Here is a 16181-nt window from a genome sequence, read left to right on the forward strand (position 1 = left end):
CAATGATTAAGTTGAAACGAGACCAGATGAGACAGTCATGAGCGATACGATTCTTGTACAAGACAACGGGAACTGGGCCGAAATCACCCTGAACCGCCCGGACAAGCTGAACTCGTTCAATGAAGAAATGCACCTGGCGCTTCAGGATGCGCTGAAAGCCGCGCGCGACGGCGGGGCCCGCGCGATATTGCTGACCGGTGCCGGACGAGGCTTTTGTGCCGGTCAGGACCTCGGCGATCGCGACCCGTCGAAAATGGATGGCCCGCCGGATCTAAGCAAAACGGTACGCAGGTTCTATGCCCCTCTTGTCCGGTTGATCCGGTCGATGAATATCCCGGTGATCTGCGCCGTGAACGGAGTGGCCGCCGGGGCGGGTGCAAATCTGGCGCTGGCCTGTGATATGGTTCTGGCCGCGGGAAGTGCGAAATTCATTCAGAGTTTTTCCAGGGTGGGCCTGATTCCCGACACGGGCGGCAGCTGGCACTTGCCGCGCCTGTTGGGCGAGGCGCGCGCCAAGGGGCTGGCCCTGACAGCCCAACCCCTTCCGGCCAAGCAAGCCGAAGATTGGGGGCTGATCTGGAAGGCAGTGGCCGACGATCAATTGATGACCGAAGCGCGCGCTCTTGCCGCGCAATTGGCAAACGGCCCCACCCTCGGGCTCGGGCTGACCAAACAGTGCATTCAATCTGCTGCCACCACGTCCCTCTCGGATCAGCTCGAGATCGAAGCGGACGCAATGAAGACCTGCGGGGAAAGCGCGGATTACGCCGAAGGCGTATCCAGTTTTCTTGAAAAGCGGGCACCGAATTTCCAGGGACGCTGATGATGACACCCAAGGAACGTGCCACGAGATCCGCTGAAGCGATGTGGGCGAATGACCAAGCCAGCAAATGGTTCGGGATGGATCTGGTCGACGTCGACGAAGGCCGTGCAGTCCTGACCCTGACAGTCGGGGACCATCACTGCAACGGGCACGGCATTTGCCACGGGGGCGTCACTCATGCGTTGGCCGACAGTGCATTTGCCTTTGCCTGCAACAGCCGCAACGTGGCAACCGTGGGCCAGCATACGATGATGAGCTATCTCGCGCCCGGGAAAAAGGGGGACCTTCTGACCGCAACCGCGACAGAGGTTGCCGTCACCGGCCGCAGTGGCATCTATGACGTCCGCGTCACCAATCAAGACAACACCCTGATCGCCGAGTTTCGCGGAATGTCCCGCGCGGTCGGCGGGCAGAATTTTCAGGAATAGCTTCGCGACTGGAGGAGTGACGCGATGGAAGACCTTTCCCCAAACAAAGCGGATCTGGACCCGATCGAGATCGCCTCGATCGACGAAATCCGTGCGACGCAGCTTGAACGCCTCAAATGGTCCGTTCGCCACGCCTATGAGAACGTTCCGATGTACAAGCAACGGTTCGACGAGTCCGGTGTGCATCCTGACGATCTTCAGCAGCTCTCGGATCTGGCGAAGTTTCCGTTCACGTATAAAAATGATCTGCGTGACAACTATCCGTTCGGCCTGTTCGCCGTTCCCCGCAGCCAGATCATTCGTCTGCACGCCTCGTCCGGTACGACGGGCAAGCCGACGGTGGTGGGCTATACGAAAAACGACATCGACAATTGGGCGGATCTGGGCGCAAGGTCCCTGCGTGCATCGGGGTTGCGCAAAGGTGACATGGTGCACAATGCCTATGGTTACGGGTTGTTCACCGGCGGTCTTGGTGCACATTACGGGATCGAGCGGCTTGGCGCGACCGTCGTCCCCATGTCCGGCGGGCAAACCGAAAAGCAAGTCAACCTGATCAACGATTTCCGCCCCGACGGGATCATGGTTACGCCTTCCTATATGCTCAATATCCTTGAACAGTTCCACAAGGCGGGGCTCGACCCGCGTGAAAGCTCGCTGAAGGTTGGCGTGTTCGGTGCCGAGCCCTGGACGGACGCCATGCGTGCCGAAGTCGAGGATGCGTTTGATATGCATGCGGTCGACATCTATGGCCTGTCCGAAATCATGGGGCCCGGGGTGGCCAATGAATGCGTTGAAACCAAGGATGGCCCGGTGATCTGGGAAGATCACTTCCTGCCTGAAATCATTGATCCCGCGACCGGAGAGGTCCTGCCCGATGGCGAAACTGGCGAGTTGGTGTTCACGACCCTGACCAAGGAAGGTTTGCCGATGATCCGCTATCGCACGCGCGATCTGACCTGCCTGCTGCCGGGGACAGCACGATCCATGCGCCGGATGGCCAAGATCACCGGTCGCAGCGACGACATGATGATCCTGCGCGGCGTCAACGTCTTTCCCAGCCAGATCGAAGAACAGGTCATGGCGACGGGGGGCCTTGCCCCTTATTATCAGATCGAGCTGTACAAATCCGGCCGCATGGACGCCATGCGGGTTTATGTTGAATCGTCCCCGGATTCCACCGACGAACTGTCCAAGACGGCCGCGGCACGGATGCTGACCAAGCGGATCAAGGACGTCGTTGGCGTCTCAACGGAAATTGTTGTAGGTGACCCCGGCGACGTCGAACGCTCTCAGGGCAAGGCGAAGCGCGTCGTCGACAATCGCGATAAGGAATAAGCCGTGGCCCGTACAATCGCCAAAGATCACGACCAGAAGCGGAAGCAAATCCTGAAAACGGCCGCCAAAGTGTTCGCCGACCAAGGGTTTGATCGCGCCTCGATGACCCTGTTGGCAAAAGAGTGCGGGATTTCCAAGGCAAACATCTACCACTATTACGACAGCAAGGATGCCATCTTGTATGACATCCTTGAAACCTACCTGCGCGAGCTTCGCGACCGTATCTGCAATGTGGATCTGAACGGTCTTACGTCTGAACAGAAGCTGCGGAAAGCGGTGCGCGAAATCCTGTTTGCCTACCAAGGCGCAGATGACGAACACCGGGTGCAGATCAGCGGCATGAGCGCCTTGACCGAGGAACAGCAGAAACTTCTGCGCGGGTATCAGCTGGAATTGGTGAATTTTGTGCGCGACATCCTGAAAGAGCTGGCCCCGACAGCCTTCAACGATGACAAGGACAAGCTGCGCGGCACCACGATGTCAGTTTTTGGGATGCTGAACTGGTATTACATGTGGAACAGCGGAGCAGGGCCCAAGGCCCGCGAAGACTATGCCGATCTGGTCAGCACTCTGACCGTCCATGGTATCCAAAAGCTCTAGCTGAGGCCTTTTGGGCAAACCCGTTCCAAATCCAACACAGGGGTGCCTGCCTTTGACCCGTTGCCACAGTAGCAGGTTCAGGGCCGCAACGTGTTTTCCTCATCCTGACCAATCAATACGGAACTCTTCCCGAAACGCAAAACGCGCCAGATGAGCCTCGATGACCTGTTGCCATCGGGCCAGATCACCGCGCGCCCGGGTGGCGGCGGTTACGGTCAGGCTGGTATCGCCTGCCGAAAGGGTGACGCGGTTCCCGTCCGGAAAGCTCACGCTGCCTTGTGTTTCATCGAATGTTACCTGAGCCTTGTGCGACCAGTGTTTGCAAAGCTGTTGCAGGTATTTCGACGCCGCGCCTGTCTGCGCGATTCCCGAAGCAACCTGATCGGGCAGCAGGCTGAGCCCATCAGCGGCAGCGGCCCGGATTGCCTTGGCGAACAAAGTCACATCGATGTCCGTGGCCACGAATGTTGCCCCCAGATCCAGGCATTTTCGCTGCATGACCGGGTCTAGCGACAATATCCCTGCCGGCTTGCCTGCCGCAACGATGCGCCGGATCGCATCAAGAACGGCCTCGATCACGTCCGGGTGCCCGGCATCGCCGATATGGCCCATATCTGCGGCCAGATCCGACGGGCCGACGAACACCCCATCGACGTCGGTCGCCAGGATGTCGTCCAGCGCCTCCAGCCCAAGCCTGTTTTCGACCTGCACCAAAAGACAGATCTGCTCGTCCGCCGTTTTCAGATAATCCGGGATAGCCGCAAAACGCGAGGCCCGCGCCAAAGCGGAACCTACGCCCCGAACGCCACGAGGTGGATACTGCACGGCCCGCACCAGTTCGCGCGCCTGATCGCCGCTTTCGACCATCGGCACTAGAATATTCTGCACACCGGCATCAAGATATTGCTTGATCATCCAGGTCTCGCCAATCGGCAGGCGTGCGACGGGGGTACTGCCAGATCCTTCAATCACCCTCACCTGCTCGAGGATCGAGCGCAGATCGTTTGGCGCATGCTCACCGTCGACCAGCAGCCAGTCAAACTGCGCGGTTGCGGCGATCTCGGAGGTATAGGCATTGGCCAAGCCGATCCAACACCCGATCAAAGGGGTTCCAGACGTCAGCGCGGCCTTGAACGAATTGATTGGCGCAGGCATTGGCGCTCCTTTCAGGCGAAATTGATATCGACTGAGCCGAACGGTCCGAAATCCGCGTGGATTTCTGTTCCCGGGGGGCATTCGACCGGGCGGATGAAGCTGCCGGACAGAACAATCTGGCCCGGCGCGATGCTCTGACCGTATTGCGCCATGCGTCGCGCCAGCCAAACGACGCTTTCGACCGGATCGTTCAGCACCCCCGCGCCCAGACCGGTTTCCTCGATCTCGCCATTGCGGAAGGTCAGCGCCCCAACCCATCGCAGATCAAAGGCATCCACCCTGTGGCGATCGTTGCTCAAAACGATACCGGCATTGGCGGCATTGTCACTGATCGTGTCAAACACCGTACGGGCCTTGCCGGTTTCGGGATCCACCCGTTGAATCCGCGTATCCAGAATTTCGATGGACGGCGCGACGTAATCCGTCGCCGCGATGATATCTGCGCGGGACACGTTTTCCGCGCCTATGGCCGATTTCATGACAAAGGCAATTTCGGCCTCGATCCGGGGCTGGATGAAGCGCCCGGCCGGAACGGTGGCACCCTGTGCAAACACCATGTCGTCAAACAGAATTCCACTGTCAGGAATGTCGATGTTCAACGCGTATTGCATGGCTTTCGAAGTCAGGCCGATCTTCCACCCGATTACCTTGCGCCCTTCCGACAGTTTCTGGCGACAGATCGCGTTCTGCACCTCGTAAGCGTCATCCATGCGCATCTCGGGGTGGCGCAGGCTGAGCAGGCCAATCTGCTGACGCGTTCGTTCCGCCTGCAACAGGTCAGCGGCCGCGCGCACATGGTCTTCGGGCGTCATACTTTTTCATCCTCAACCGTGTTTCGCAGAGTACCGATACCGTCGACCGAGACCTCGACCACGTCACCGGGTGCCAGGTATTTCGGCGGATCGAACCGCGCGCCCGCCCCGGTCGGTGTACCGGTCACAATGATATCGCCGGGCTGAAGCGTCATGAAAGTCGAGATATATTCGATCTCGCGCCGGATCGGGAACATCATGCGGTTCAGCGTATCATCCTGTCGCAGCTCGCCATTCACGCGGGTTTGAAGACGCGCCTCATCCAGCTGAGCCGCATCCGTGAACGGAACCAGCCACGGGCCGATGGCCCCGGACCTGTCCCAGTTCTTACCTTGTGTGACGTTGAACTTGGCGTGCCTAACCCAGTCGCGAATGGTTCCCTCATTGCACAACGTCAGCGCGGCGATGTGATCATACGCGTCCTGCTGCGGAATGCGGCGGCCCGCCTTGCCAATCACGATGGCCACTTCGCCTTCGTAATCCAGCGTGTGGTTTTCCGGCGGGCGGATCAGAGGCCGGTCATGGCCGGTAAAGCCACTGGCGAAACGCGGGAACAGGGACATGTATTCGGGCTGCGCGCTGCCATCTTTGTACTCCGCGTTCCGGTCGGGAAAGTTCACCCCGACGCAAAGGATACGTCGCGCATCCGGCATCACCATGTCATAGGCGAAATCGGGATGGGTGACTGGTTTGCCCCCGGCCGCCTCTGCCAGCTGATCAAACGCCCCGGCCGCGATCACCTCATAAAGGCTGTCGTGTTCCGGGAATTCCTGGTTCAAGGCAATGGCGCCACCGTCGGTGATTGCCCCGAAGAAACGTTCTTCGCCCGAAACGAAAGTGGCAAACTTCATTTCATGGCCTCCCACACGTCCCGGATCACGTCCGCCGCCATCAACACGTCGTCGCGGGTGGTATCGAACTGCCCGACCTGAAAGCGGATAATCTTGCGGCCGTCGAACATGCCCTGCGTCAGGTAAATCCGGCCGTCGTCATTCAGCGCGTCCACCAGACGCTGCTGCTGAGCATCGTCCCCCGGGCAGCGGAAGGAAAACAGGCTGAGGATCGGGCCGGTTGTGATCTCGAACCCCTCGATCGCACCAATCTTTTCCGCCAGTTCTCCGGCCCATGCCACATGGTTGCGGATGCGTTCGCGCAATCCCTCCAACCCATATGACCGCAACAGGAACCAGATTTTCAACGCCCGGAACCTGCGGCCCAGTGGGATGGTCCACTCTGAGTAATTCGTCACCTCGGCTCCGGTCGTCTTGAGGTATTCCGGTTCGATTTTCAGCGTATCGAGCTGCGGCGTGGCGTCCCTCAGGAACTGGATCGCACAATCGAATTGCGCACCCATCCACTTATGCGGGTTGAAGACGATGCTGTCATAGCGGTCGGCGCCCTGCCACAGAGCCCTGCGGAATTCGGGGCAGATCATGGCCGAACCCGCCCAGGCGGCGTCGAGATGGGTGTAGAGGTCGTATTTTTGGGCAATACCAGCCACGGCCATCAGATCATCGCAGGCCCCCACACCTGTGCCACCGGTAATTGCAACGATCCCGGCCGGGATATGTCCGGCGGCGACGTCATTCTGAATGGCGGCCTCAAGCGCCGAGGGAACAATCCCGAAATTCGACCCCTGCGTGGGCAACTTGACCAGATTGTCCTGACCGATCCCGGCAACCCAGCATGCCCGGTCAATCGACGAATGCACCTGATCGGAACAATAGATCCGCAACGCCCCCTTGGCGTTCAGGCCTTCCCGGTTGCCGGTAAAGCCGGTGGCCCGTTCCCGCATGGTCAGTACCGCCGACAAGGTGGCCGAAGAGGCGCTGTCCTGTATGACGCCGGTCATACCCTCGGGCAATCCAAGGGCCTGCCGCAGCCAGTCGACCATGACGCCCTCGACCTCGGTCGCGGCAGGCGAGGTCTGCCACAACATGCATTGGGCCGCGATGGTCGTCACCAGCATCTCGGCCAACATGGACGGGGGTGCAGCGTTGGCCGGGAAATACGCAAAAAAGCGCGGATGCTGCCAATGGGTGATACCCGGCATCACGATCCGTTCGAAATCAGCCATGATGGCGTCCATCGGCTCGCCTGTCTCGGGTGGCGTTGCAACAAGCTGTGCCGCGATTTCCCCCGGCGCGGTCTGCGCCCGCACGGGACGTTCAGCAAGTGTCCTGTGATAATCCGCCGCCCATTTCGAGATGTGCTGACCCCAATACGAAAACGTGTCCCAGTTCATCTACTGACTTTCCTTTGTGACGGGATCACCGCCAAATCCTTTTGTTCCGTTGCGTGCGTCACACCGAAAAGCTGACATTGGCCTGACCGGTGCCAGAGCTGCCGAAATACGGGGTGTAAATGTCGATCTCACCCTTGTAGCTTCCCCACCCCAACGCACCAAACAGCAAAGCAGTGTCATTCATGGCGCATTCACCGGTGCATTTTTTTGCATAGTCCGGCAGCATTTCCAGAAACTCTTCAAATCGGCCCTGCTGCCACAGCTCCAGAACGCGCATGTCCATCTGGCGGTTGAACTCGCCATTCACGGCATTCAGCCCGTCGACCGAGCGTTCATTCGGCGTGAAGTCGTGGCTGAGCGAGCCGGACGCCAGAATGGATACATTGCGGTCCGAACGTCGGATACCTTCGGCAATAGCCTCGCCCCAGGCCCGGTTTTCCGCGATCGACGAGAATTGATTGACCGCCACCGGCAAAACCCGGGCATTCACACCATCATTGATGAAATGCATCGGCAGGAGGGTGCCGTATTCCATGCCCATGTCGGGGTGCGAATGGCCCAGCGCCCGCTCTCCCCGTTCGCGCAGAACGTCAAGGATGGTTTCCCCAAGTTCATGATCGCCGCGATAGTCGAACTCCATATCCGCCAACATATGCGGCAGTTCGTGACTTATGAACCGGCCCTTGTGATGTTCCTTCGTGTTCAGGTGAAACCCTTGATTGGTGATCCAATGGGTGTCGAACACGATGAACGTCTCGACCCCGCGGTCGATCGCGTCCTGACGCAGGCGTGCATATCCATCAATGGCGGATTGCCGGATGCCCTTGTACTTTGGCATCGTGTGGGACATCCAGATGCTGGGTACATGCGTGATCTTTGCGGCCTGTACTATCTTTCCCATGGCAATTCCTCCTCGTGTAATGGGCTTGCCCCAGCCGGGGTCGGCCTACGTGATCTATTTACCCAACTGCATGATCTTGTGCTGACCGGTGGCAAAGCCGATATGTTTCTGTTCCATATAGAATTCAAAGCTCCAGTCGCCGCCATCCCGGCCGATGCCGGACGCCTTGACCCCACCGAACGGCGTGGGCAGGTGACGCACGTTCTCGGAATTCACCCAGATCATTCCAGCCTCCAGCCTGTCTGTAAACCGAAGCGCGCGGGTCAGATCATTGGTCCAGACATAGCCGGTCAGGCCATATGGCGTGTCGTTGGCGATCTCCAGCGCCTCATCCTCGGTCGAGAACGGGATCGAGGTCAGGACAGGGCCAAATATCTCTTCACGCGCAATGCGCATCTGGTTGGTGGCATTGGTGAACAGGGTCGGCCGGACGAAATAGCCCGCATCCCCCACCGTGACGCCGCCAGCGGCGACAGTTGCGCCATCTTCCTTGGCGATGTCGAAATAGCTCGTGACCTTGGTGTAGTGTTCTTCGGTCACCAACGGCCCGATCTCGGTATCGGGGTCCAAGGGGTGGCCCACCTTGATGTTGTTGACGCGCTCAATCAATCTGGCTTCGAAGTCTTCCTTGATCGTGTCCTGCACCAAAAGCCGCGAAGACGAGGTGCAGCGCTCGCCATTGATCGAATAGATCATGAAGATCACGGCATCCAAAGCGCGGTCCAGATCCGCATCATCAAACACGACAACCGGGTTTTTTCCACCCAGTTCCAGATGGTTCCGCTTATGGGTATCTGCGCCTTGCTTGACGATCAGACTGCCGGTACGGCTTTCGCCCACAAAGGCAATGGCCTTGATCAGCGCATGCTCGCACAAAGCCTTGCCAGCGTCGGGGCCAAACCCGTTGACCGTGTTCAGCACACCTTTGGGCAGCCCTGCCTGTTCGGCGATTTCCACCAGAAGACGGGCCGTCAGAGGGGAATCCTCGGCGGGTTTGTGAACCACCGTGCAACCCGCAGCCAACGCAGGCGCGATCTTCCAGGTCGACAGCATGAACGGCGTGTTCCACGGGGTAATCACGCCAACCGGGCCAATCGGCACACGGGTCGTCACATTCATCAGCGTCGGAGACTTCAGGTGCTGCCCATCCCGCGCCTGAATCACCTGATCCGCGAAATACCGGAAGTTCTCTGCCCCGCGCAATGCTGCCTTTGACATGAAGCGCAGGGTCTGCCCCGTGTCCCAGCACTCGCACAGTGCTATTTCCTCGGCGCGCGCTTCAATGGCATCAGCCACATTCAACAAGATGCGACGGCGTTGGGTGGCGGGCATGTCTCGCCACTCTGCAAAGGCTGCGTGGGCGGCCTTGGCTGCCGCATCGATGTCATCTGCCGTGCCATGGGCAACATCACAGATCACGGATTTATCGACGGGCGAGACCGACTGAAACACTCCGGCGGATCCGTCCCGGTCTTCACCCGCGATACGGTTGCGGATGCCCATTTCCCGGAACCGGTCCAGAAAGCCGTTCAGCTTTTCGATGTTTGTGCCCAGTGCGCTCATGCGTCAGGTCTCCTGCGTGGTCGCCGACAGGTGGTCGCGGATCGTACCGGCCTTGGGCGACAGCTTGGGGTCGATGTCACGCATCTCAAGCGAGAGCGCGATGGAATGCTTTGAAAAAACCGGCGCCAGGTATGTTTTGACCGCCTCGAATATTCGCTGTGTCGCATCTTCTTTGACATCCGCGGATCGGCCCGCCCGCAGGCGGATCGAGATATCAATGAACCCGTGCGCCGGGTTGCCGTCCGCTATGGCGTAATGATCAACCCGTGTCGCGCGCACACGAATACCGGGCATGGGAAAGGTCTCGATCCCGGCCGCCGTTGACCGAATGCACTCGCACAGGCCATCCATGTCGATCCTGTCTTCAAGATTGCCGGAATATTCGACATGGAAGTGAGGCATGGTCTCTCCTTTATTAGTTAACATGTTTAGTTTTTAATGCACCCCCTGTCAAGAGATTGCTTTGTTAATCTTTGCAATTCACGGAACGGCGTTCTAGAAGGCCGCATGAACACTCAAAGCCATTCCAAAAGCACTGCCCGGTCCCTTCCGATCGCGTTGTTGCGTGCCCGTGAAACCGTCATGGCTCCGATCCGGGATATGCTGCAAGGCATCCAACTGACCGAGCAGAAATGGCGCATCCTGCGCGTTCTGGACGAGTTGGGCGAAGTGGAGCAAAGCACCATCGCGCACGAGGCGTGCTTGCTGCTGCCCAGCGTGACCCGCATTTTGCGCACGATGGAGGCCGACGGCCAGATCACCCGCCGTCAGGACAGCGACGACAAACGCCGCACCATGGTCAAGATCACCGAAGCAGGCCGCACCATCCTAAGGGAAAACCTAGCCACTTCACTTGCGATCTCCAGCAATATCGAAACGCAGATGGGCAAGGAGAAGCTGGATCAGCTGCTGGACCTGCTCGAGGAGCTGCAAGCCATCAAAGTCTGACCCCGCCAGGTTCCGACGGGGTCGGTTGACCACCTACAAAGTGGCAAGACCGGTATCCAGCGCCGACAGAATTTTGGCCACATCTTCCGAAGTGACGATCAGCGGCGGCGACAGAATGATGTTGTTGCCAGACACACGCACCATCACGCCATCTTCATATGCGGCTTTCTGAACCTGAAGCGGCAGGTGTTTTGCGACAGGCGCCTTGGTCGCCCGGTCCGAAACCAGTTCCAATGCACACATCAGCCCCTCGCCGCCCCGCACGTCCCCGATCGCGTCATGCTTGTCGGCCAGCTTTTGCAAGCCGGCAAACAACTCGTCCCCGCGCGCAGCAGCATTTTCCCAGATCCTCAGCCGGTTGATCTCGGACAGGGCGGCCAAGGCCGCGGCCGCCCCGACCGGATGGCCAGAATAGGTGTACCCCTGATCCACGGATGCCAGGCCCGTGGTGTCACTTTCAAACACCTCTGCGACCGCACCGGAAATCATGGCCGCGCCAAAAGGGAAATACCCGTTGGTGATCGCCTTGGCCGTCGTCATGATGTCGGGTTGAACACCCCAGTGCCGCGCACCGCTCTCGCTGCCGGTACGACCAAAAGCGGTGATGATCTCGTCCGAGATCAGCAGGATGCCGTGTTTCGAACAGACCTCGCGCACCATGGGCATGAAGCTCTTGTGTGGCGGGATCACACCCCCGGCCCCCAACACCGGTTCCATGATGAAGGCGGCAACAGTGTTTGCGCCCTGAAAACCGATCTCGGCCTCAAGCGCCTTGACGCAAAGCTGCGCCAGACGCTCGGGGTCGGTTTCGTCAAACGGGTTGCGATAGGTCCACGGTGCGGGCACGTGGAAACAGCCGGGCATCATCGGCTCATACACCGCGCGGAATTTCTGGTTGCCGTTGACGGAAGCGGCGGCAAAATGGGTGCCGTGATAACCCTGCTTCAGGCTGATGAACTTGGTGCGCCCTGCTTCACCCCGGACCTTGTGATATTGACGCGCAAGCTTCAGCGCAATTTCGACCGAATCCGACCCGCCCGACGTAAAGAATGAACGGGTCAGCCCGTCGGCCTCGAAGAACTGGGCCAGCTCATAGGACAGCTCGATCGCCTTGTCGTTGCTGGTGCCACGAAAGGTCGAGTAATAGGGCAGCGCGTTCAGCTGATCCGCTATGGCCTGTTTCACCGGCTCACAGGAATAGCCCAGATTGACGTTCCACAGCCCCCCTACGGCGTCCAGCGCCGTGTGACCATCGACATCAGTGATGTTGACCCCTTCACCACCGCTGAGAATGGTCGGCGGGTTCTTCCGGCTGTCGGCGGGGTGCGCCATCGGGTGCCAGAAATACCGGGCGTTGTTTTCCTTCAGAAAGTTGGAGTCTTTCATGTCGCGGGTCTCCGAGTGTTGAATCCGCCCCGGGTCACGGGTGGAATCCGGTTGGAAAGGAGTCGGGCAACTGGCCGCCAAAACCAGCAGTCAGATCAACCGAAAGTGAATGCAGCGTGGACAGTATTGCCGGAAGGCGGTCGCCGGTTGCCCGGGTTTCCGGGACAGCTATCGCGATGGTACCCAATGCGACCTGATCGATGCCGAAGATCGGCGCGGCATATCCAAAGACACCTTCTTCGTAACTGCCACGGCTGTCGGCCCAGCCTGAAACTCTAATCTTTGCGACCCGTTCCTTGATAAGCTTCGGATCAGTAAGCGTGGCTTGTGTAAACCGTGCCTGCACGTCCTGATCCAACTGCTCCAAAAGGTAAACCGGCCCGAAACTGAGCATGCAAAGACCTGATGCCGTCGCATTGAGCGGAAGCATCTCGCTGGGATCCAGACTGACGCGGACACTGTGCTGCGTTGTTTCCACCACAAGCGCCGTCTGCAACCCCGTTTTCTCAAGCAAAGACAGATGCAGGGATTCACCGACCACCTGCATAGCGGCCTGCATCTTTTGGCGCGCGCCCTCAATGCCGGGCCTGGCGATCTCTCGCAGCGCGGCCAAACGCAAAGCCGCCGGCCCGATCGCATAGGATTTCGTCATCGGATTCTGCTCGATCAACCCGAACTCCTCGAGCGCGCGCAGGTGCCGCAACGCCGTTGCTTTGTTCAGCCCGGACAACCGCGCAAGATGACTCAGCCCGATCTCTGGGCGAGCATTGGAAAAGTAGTCCAGCATTTTTAGGGCGTTAAGGGCTGTACCCATGTGCGTGTGGTCCTCTTGCTCAGGTAATACTTGACAGAACTAACTTAACAAAGCAACATTATTATTGTTAACGCGGTTCAAATAATGAACCGATATCGGGAGGTGTCAATGAAGAAATTTCTAACAGCCGCCGCTTTTGCGGCTTCGGCCACTGCCGCACTGGCTGAATACCCTGAAAAGCCGGTAAGTTTTGTCGTCCCCTGGCCTCCGGGTGATCTGGAAGATGTCCTTACCCGGATGATCGCCGACGAATTCCAGGCCATGTACGGTGTGCCTGCCGCTGTGGTGAACAAACCCGGCGGCGGAGGCGGCCCATTCCCCGGCGCGGTCGAGGTGGCAACCGCCCCGGCGGATGGTTACACCATCGGCTCATTCGTCATCGGCGTACCTGTCATCGGTCCCGAAATCGGAATTCCCGAACTCAACCCGAATCCTTTTGATCCAATCGGCATCTTCCTGACCTATCCCTTCGTCATCGCAGCCAGCAAAGACGCGCCGTTTTCAAATTGGGAAGAACTGGCCGACTACGGCAAGGAAAATGACGTGGCGCTTGGCCATTTCGGATCGGTTCTGCCCCCCACTCAGGTCACATTTGCAGCCGCGGTCAGCAGCGGGTTCGACTTTGCCAGCGAAGCGGCTTTCGACGCCCTGGATTGCAACACGCTGGCCTCAGGCGACGTGGATGTCATCAATACGACGCTACAGCTTATCCTTCCCTGCCTTGATCAGGTGAACGTCCTTGCCAGCATCGGCGGCGAGCGGATTTCACTGGTTCCGGACACGCCGACGATCGTGGAGCTCAATCCGGATCTGCCATTGGCCCTTTGGAACGGGCTGTTCGTGCACAAGGACACGCCCGCCGACGCGCGTGAAAAGATCACGGCTGCCGCGCAGAAAGCGTTGTCCTCGGACAAAGCCATGAAGCTGGCTGAGGAAACGGGCGCCCTGATCTACTGGCAGGACCCGGATGCTTCGAATGCTCAGATCGAGCAGGACAAAGCCTCTTTCGCCAAGATCGAAGAGATTCTGGGCGAATAATCCGAAACAGGCCCGGCCAGATCGAACAACGCCGGGTCTGTTTGATTCAAACAGGAGGCCAAAATGATAGCAAAGACGCTGCAAGACATGTTCCGACGGTATCGACGTCCTGGCGATATTGTCTTTGCTTTCCTTTTCTTCGGCTTCTCCCTGTTCCTTCTCAGCCAGATCGGCGCTGAGACTCAAGCCGTCAAACGAACCAAGTGGTTTGCGCAACCCGCCCTTTGGCCCAAGATCGCGATCTGGGGCATGGTTTTGTTCAGCGGCCTCCACTTGCTGGGCTCCTTCCTGTCCCCACGCATTCCCGGACGGTTGCAAGAGGTGACGTTCTGGTTGATGTCCCTCGAATACGTTGCCTATTTTCTGATCTATGTCGTGGCGGTTCCGTGGCTTGGATACCTGCCATCGACCATGCTTTTTGCAGCCCTGCTGACGATACGATTGGGGTTTCGATTGCCCGGGGCTTTTTGCGTTGCACTTGGCTTCGGCGCGGTCGTTGCAGTCGTTTTCCGCGCGTTACTTCAGGTGAACATTCCTGCCGGTCGGATATACGAATACCTGCCCGACGGGCTGCGCGCCTTTGCGCTGACCTACCTGTGAGGCCAAGATGGACAATCTGATTTCCGGCTTTGCAATTCTGGCGCAGTGGCAGGTCGTCGTGGCATTGGTCATCGGATCGGTGGGCGGGGTCATCATCGGCGCATTGCCCGGCGTCGGCGCTGCTGTCGCAATTGCCATCCTGCTGCCCGCCACCTTCGCGTTCGAGCCCATCGTCGGCCTGACCCTTCTGTTGGGCATCTACGGGTCGTCCATGTATGGCGGCGCAATCCCCGCCATCCTGATCAACACGCCCGGTACCGCCGTCAATGCACTGACCACTTATGACGGCTATCCCATGACCAAGCGCGGCGAGGGCCACCGGGCCCTGTCGCTGGCCTATTCGGCGTCGTTTTTCGGCGGCATCTTCTCGATCCTCTGTCTGATCATCCTGTCACCCGTATTGGCCTGGGTTGCCCCGCATTTCGGCAGCCGCGAGATTTTTCTGGCCGCACTCATGGGCATCCTTCTGGTGATCCTGGCTCATCGCGGGCAAACCTTCTCGGCCGCGATGCTGGCGTTCTTCGGCATCTTCCTCAGCACCGTCGGTCTGGAACCCGTCAAATACACCAAACGTTTCACCTTTGACCAAACCTGGCTTTCGTCAGGTATCGATCTGATCGTGGTGGTTCTTGGGCTGTTCGCCATCAGTCAGGCGCTGCTGTTGCTGGTCGACAAAGAACACGCGCCGGGCGAAGCCCATGTGCGCGGCAGCATCTTCGCGGGCCTCAAAGAGCTGCTGGGCCTGAAACGCATCGCGACGGTTTCGTCATCGCTGGGTGTGCTCATGGGCATGATACCGGGCACAGGCGAATTCACATCACAGTTCCTGTCATACACATACGCACAGAAAACCTCTGAGGACCCGGACAAATTCGGCGATGGGTCACCCGAAGGTCTGGTGGCGTCCGAGGCGGCCAACAATGCCGTCCCCGGGGCTGCGATGATTCCACTGCTGGCGCTGGGTATTCCGGGCGAGGCGCTGACCGCGATGATGCTGTCCGTCTTCTACGTTCACAACGTGATCCCCGGACCGCAGCTATTCGCCGACCAGATGGATTTTGTCATGGCGCTGTACATGTCGCTGATCCTGCTCAACGTGATCGTTCTGGTCTTTCTTTTGTTCTCGACCAACCTGCTGCTGAAGATCATTCAGATCCCGACGCGCTTTCTGGGGATCATGATCCTGACGCTGTCCTTTGTCGGTGTATTCAGCCTGCGCAACTCAGTCACGGACTGCGCCATTGCCGCCGGGTTCGGCGTGTTCGGGCTGATCCTGAAGCGCCTGAACCTGCCCATTGTTCCGATCATTCTGGGCATGGTTCTGGGCGGGATCATGGAAGTCAAACTGCGCAGCGCCATGGCGCGGGTGAAGTCACCACTTGATTTCATCGACCGACCGATTGCCGCAATTCTTTTCATCATGATCCTCGGGATCCTTCTGCTGCACGTTCGCTCGCTGATCAAGGAACACAAGGAACGCATCACACCGCAGCCGGTTCTCGACGAAGACTCAACTCAGCAAGGATAACCCCA

The 16181-nt window shown here is 58.9% G+C and carries 17 protein-coding genes; 8 read left to right on the forward strand and 9 right to left on the reverse strand.

Annotated elements, in window-relative coordinates; genetic code table 11:
* Nucleotides 1-37 precede the first annotated feature (37 nt).
* The 4 genes from paaG to GOW56_RS10740 are packed head-to-tail and all read left to right on the forward strand — an operon-like array spanning nt 38 to nt 3186.
* Complete coding sequence (gene paaG, locus GOW56_RS10725) at nt 38-823, forward strand: 2-(1,2-epoxy-1,2-dihydrophenyl)acetyl-CoA isomerase PaaG (protein ID WP_171205858.1); 786 nt, start codon at nt 38-40, stop codon at nt 821-823.
* Nucleotides 824-825: 2 nt separating this feature from the next.
* Complete coding sequence (gene paaI, locus GOW56_RS10730; RefSeq protein WP_170345375.1) at nt 826-1251, forward strand: hydroxyphenylacetyl-CoA thioesterase PaaI; 426 nt, start codon at nt 826-828, stop codon at nt 1249-1251.
* A 24-nt stretch (nt 1252-1275) separates the two neighbouring features.
* Nucleotides 1276-2586 carry a phenylacetate--CoA ligase PaaK gene (gene paaK, locus GOW56_RS10735; protein WP_152460575.1) on the forward strand — a complete coding sequence of 437 codons (1311 nt, stop codon included), beginning with the start codon at nt 1276-1278 and terminating at the stop codon, nt 2584-2586.
* Between the two features lie 3 nt (nt 2587-2589).
* Nucleotides 2590-3186, forward strand: a complete 597-nt coding sequence (locus GOW56_RS10740) for a TetR/AcrR family transcriptional regulator (protein ID WP_171205859.1) — start codon at nt 2590-2592, stop codon at nt 3184-3186.
* A 99-nt stretch (nt 3187-3285) separates the two neighbouring features.
* On the opposite strand, the gene GOW56_RS10745 is transcribed toward GOW56_RS10740, so the two are convergent.
* From GOW56_RS10745 to GOW56_RS10775, 7 genes are read right to left on the reverse strand one after another with little or no spacing between them, the layout of a single operon-like run.
* Nucleotides 3286-4341: an aldolase/citrate lyase family protein gene (locus tag GOW56_RS10745; RefSeq protein ID WP_171205860.1), complete on the reverse strand. Its 1056-nt coding sequence runs from the start codon at nt 4339-4341 to the stop codon at nt 3286-3288.
* Nucleotides 4342-4352: 11 nt separating this feature from the next.
* Complete coding sequence (gene hpaH, locus GOW56_RS10750) at nt 4353-5153, reverse strand: 2-oxo-hept-4-ene-1,7-dioate hydratase (RefSeq protein WP_171205861.1); 801 nt, start codon at nt 5151-5153, stop codon at nt 4353-4355.
* Nucleotides 5150-6004, reverse strand: a complete 855-nt coding sequence (locus GOW56_RS10755; protein WP_171205862.1) for a fumarylacetoacetate hydrolase family protein — start codon at nt 6002-6004, stop codon at nt 5150-5152. Before GOW56_RS10755 ends, hpaH begins: the two co-directional genes overlap by 4 nt.
* Nucleotides 6001-7398, reverse strand: a complete 1398-nt coding sequence (locus GOW56_RS10760) for a pyridoxal-dependent decarboxylase (protein ID WP_171205863.1) — start codon at nt 7396-7398, stop codon at nt 6001-6003. Before GOW56_RS10760 ends, GOW56_RS10755 begins: the two co-directional genes overlap by 4 nt.
* Nucleotides 7399-7456: 58 nt before the next feature.
* Nucleotides 7457-8299 (reverse strand): 3,4-dihydroxyphenylacetate 2,3-dioxygenase, encoded by an 843-nt coding sequence (hpaD, locus tag GOW56_RS10765; protein ID WP_171118157.1) that lies wholly within the window; start codon nt 8297-8299, stop codon nt 7457-7459.
* Nucleotides 8300-8353: 54 nt separating this feature from the next.
* A complete protein-coding gene (gene hpaE / locus GOW56_RS10770; RefSeq protein WP_171205864.1) occupies nt 8354-9862 on the reverse strand; it encodes a 5-carboxymethyl-2-hydroxymuconate semialdehyde dehydrogenase in 1509 nt (502 codons plus the stop codon).
* Between the two features lie 3 nt (nt 9863-9865).
* Nucleotides 9866-10264, reverse strand: a complete 399-nt coding sequence (locus GOW56_RS10775) for a 5-carboxymethyl-2-hydroxymuconate Delta-isomerase (protein WP_171205865.1) — start codon at nt 10262-10264, stop codon at nt 9866-9868.
* Nucleotides 10265-10369: 105 nt separating this feature from the next.
* Here GOW56_RS10775 and hpaR point away from each other — a divergent pair, with 105 nt between their 5' ends.
* Nucleotides 10370-10810, forward strand: coding sequence for a homoprotocatechuate degradation operon regulator HpaR (gene hpaR / locus GOW56_RS10780; RefSeq protein ID WP_152460584.1), 441 nt, complete (start codon nt 10370-10372; stop codon nt 10808-10810).
* Nucleotides 10811-10843: 33 nt separating this feature from the next.
* Here hpaR and GOW56_RS10785 read toward each other — a convergent pair whose 3' ends face one another.
* Both GOW56_RS10785 and GOW56_RS10790 read right to left on the reverse strand, forming a co-directional pair.
* Nucleotides 10844-12196 carry an aminotransferase class III-fold pyridoxal phosphate-dependent enzyme gene (locus GOW56_RS10785; protein ID WP_171205866.1) on the reverse strand — a complete coding sequence of 451 codons (1353 nt, stop codon included), beginning with the start codon at nt 12194-12196 and terminating at the stop codon, nt 10844-10846.
* A gap of 34 nt (nt 12197-12230) precedes the next feature.
* Nucleotides 12231-13010, reverse strand: a complete 780-nt coding sequence (locus GOW56_RS10790) for an IclR family transcriptional regulator (protein ID WP_171205867.1) — start codon at nt 13008-13010, stop codon at nt 12231-12233.
* Between the two features lie 108 nt (nt 13011-13118).
* On the opposite strand from GOW56_RS10790, the gene GOW56_RS10795 reads away from it, so the two are divergent.
* The 3 genes from GOW56_RS10795 to GOW56_RS10805 all read left to right on the forward strand — a co-directional run bounded on the left by GOW56_RS10795 (nt 13119) and on the right by GOW56_RS10805 (nt 16176).
* Nucleotides 13119-14048, forward strand: coding sequence for a tripartite tricarboxylate transporter substrate binding protein (locus tag GOW56_RS10795; protein ID WP_171205868.1), 930 nt, complete (start codon nt 13119-13121; stop codon nt 14046-14048).
* Between the two features lie 63 nt (nt 14049-14111).
* Nucleotides 14112-14648: a tripartite tricarboxylate transporter TctB family protein gene (locus GOW56_RS10800; protein WP_171205869.1), complete on the forward strand. Its 537-nt coding sequence runs from the start codon at nt 14112-14114 to the stop codon at nt 14646-14648.
* A 7-nt stretch (nt 14649-14655) separates the two neighbouring features.
* On the forward strand, nt 14656-16176 hold the full coding sequence (locus tag GOW56_RS10805) for a tripartite tricarboxylate transporter permease (protein WP_171205870.1): 1521 nt from the start codon (nt 14656-14658) through the stop codon (nt 16174-16176).
* The last annotated feature ends 5 nt before the right edge of the window (nt 16177-16181 follow it).

Source organism: Ruegeria sp. HKCCA0235A, assembly GCF_013033235.1.
Classification (GTDB): Bacteria; Pseudomonadota; Alphaproteobacteria; order Rhodobacterales; family Rhodobacteraceae; genus Ruegeria.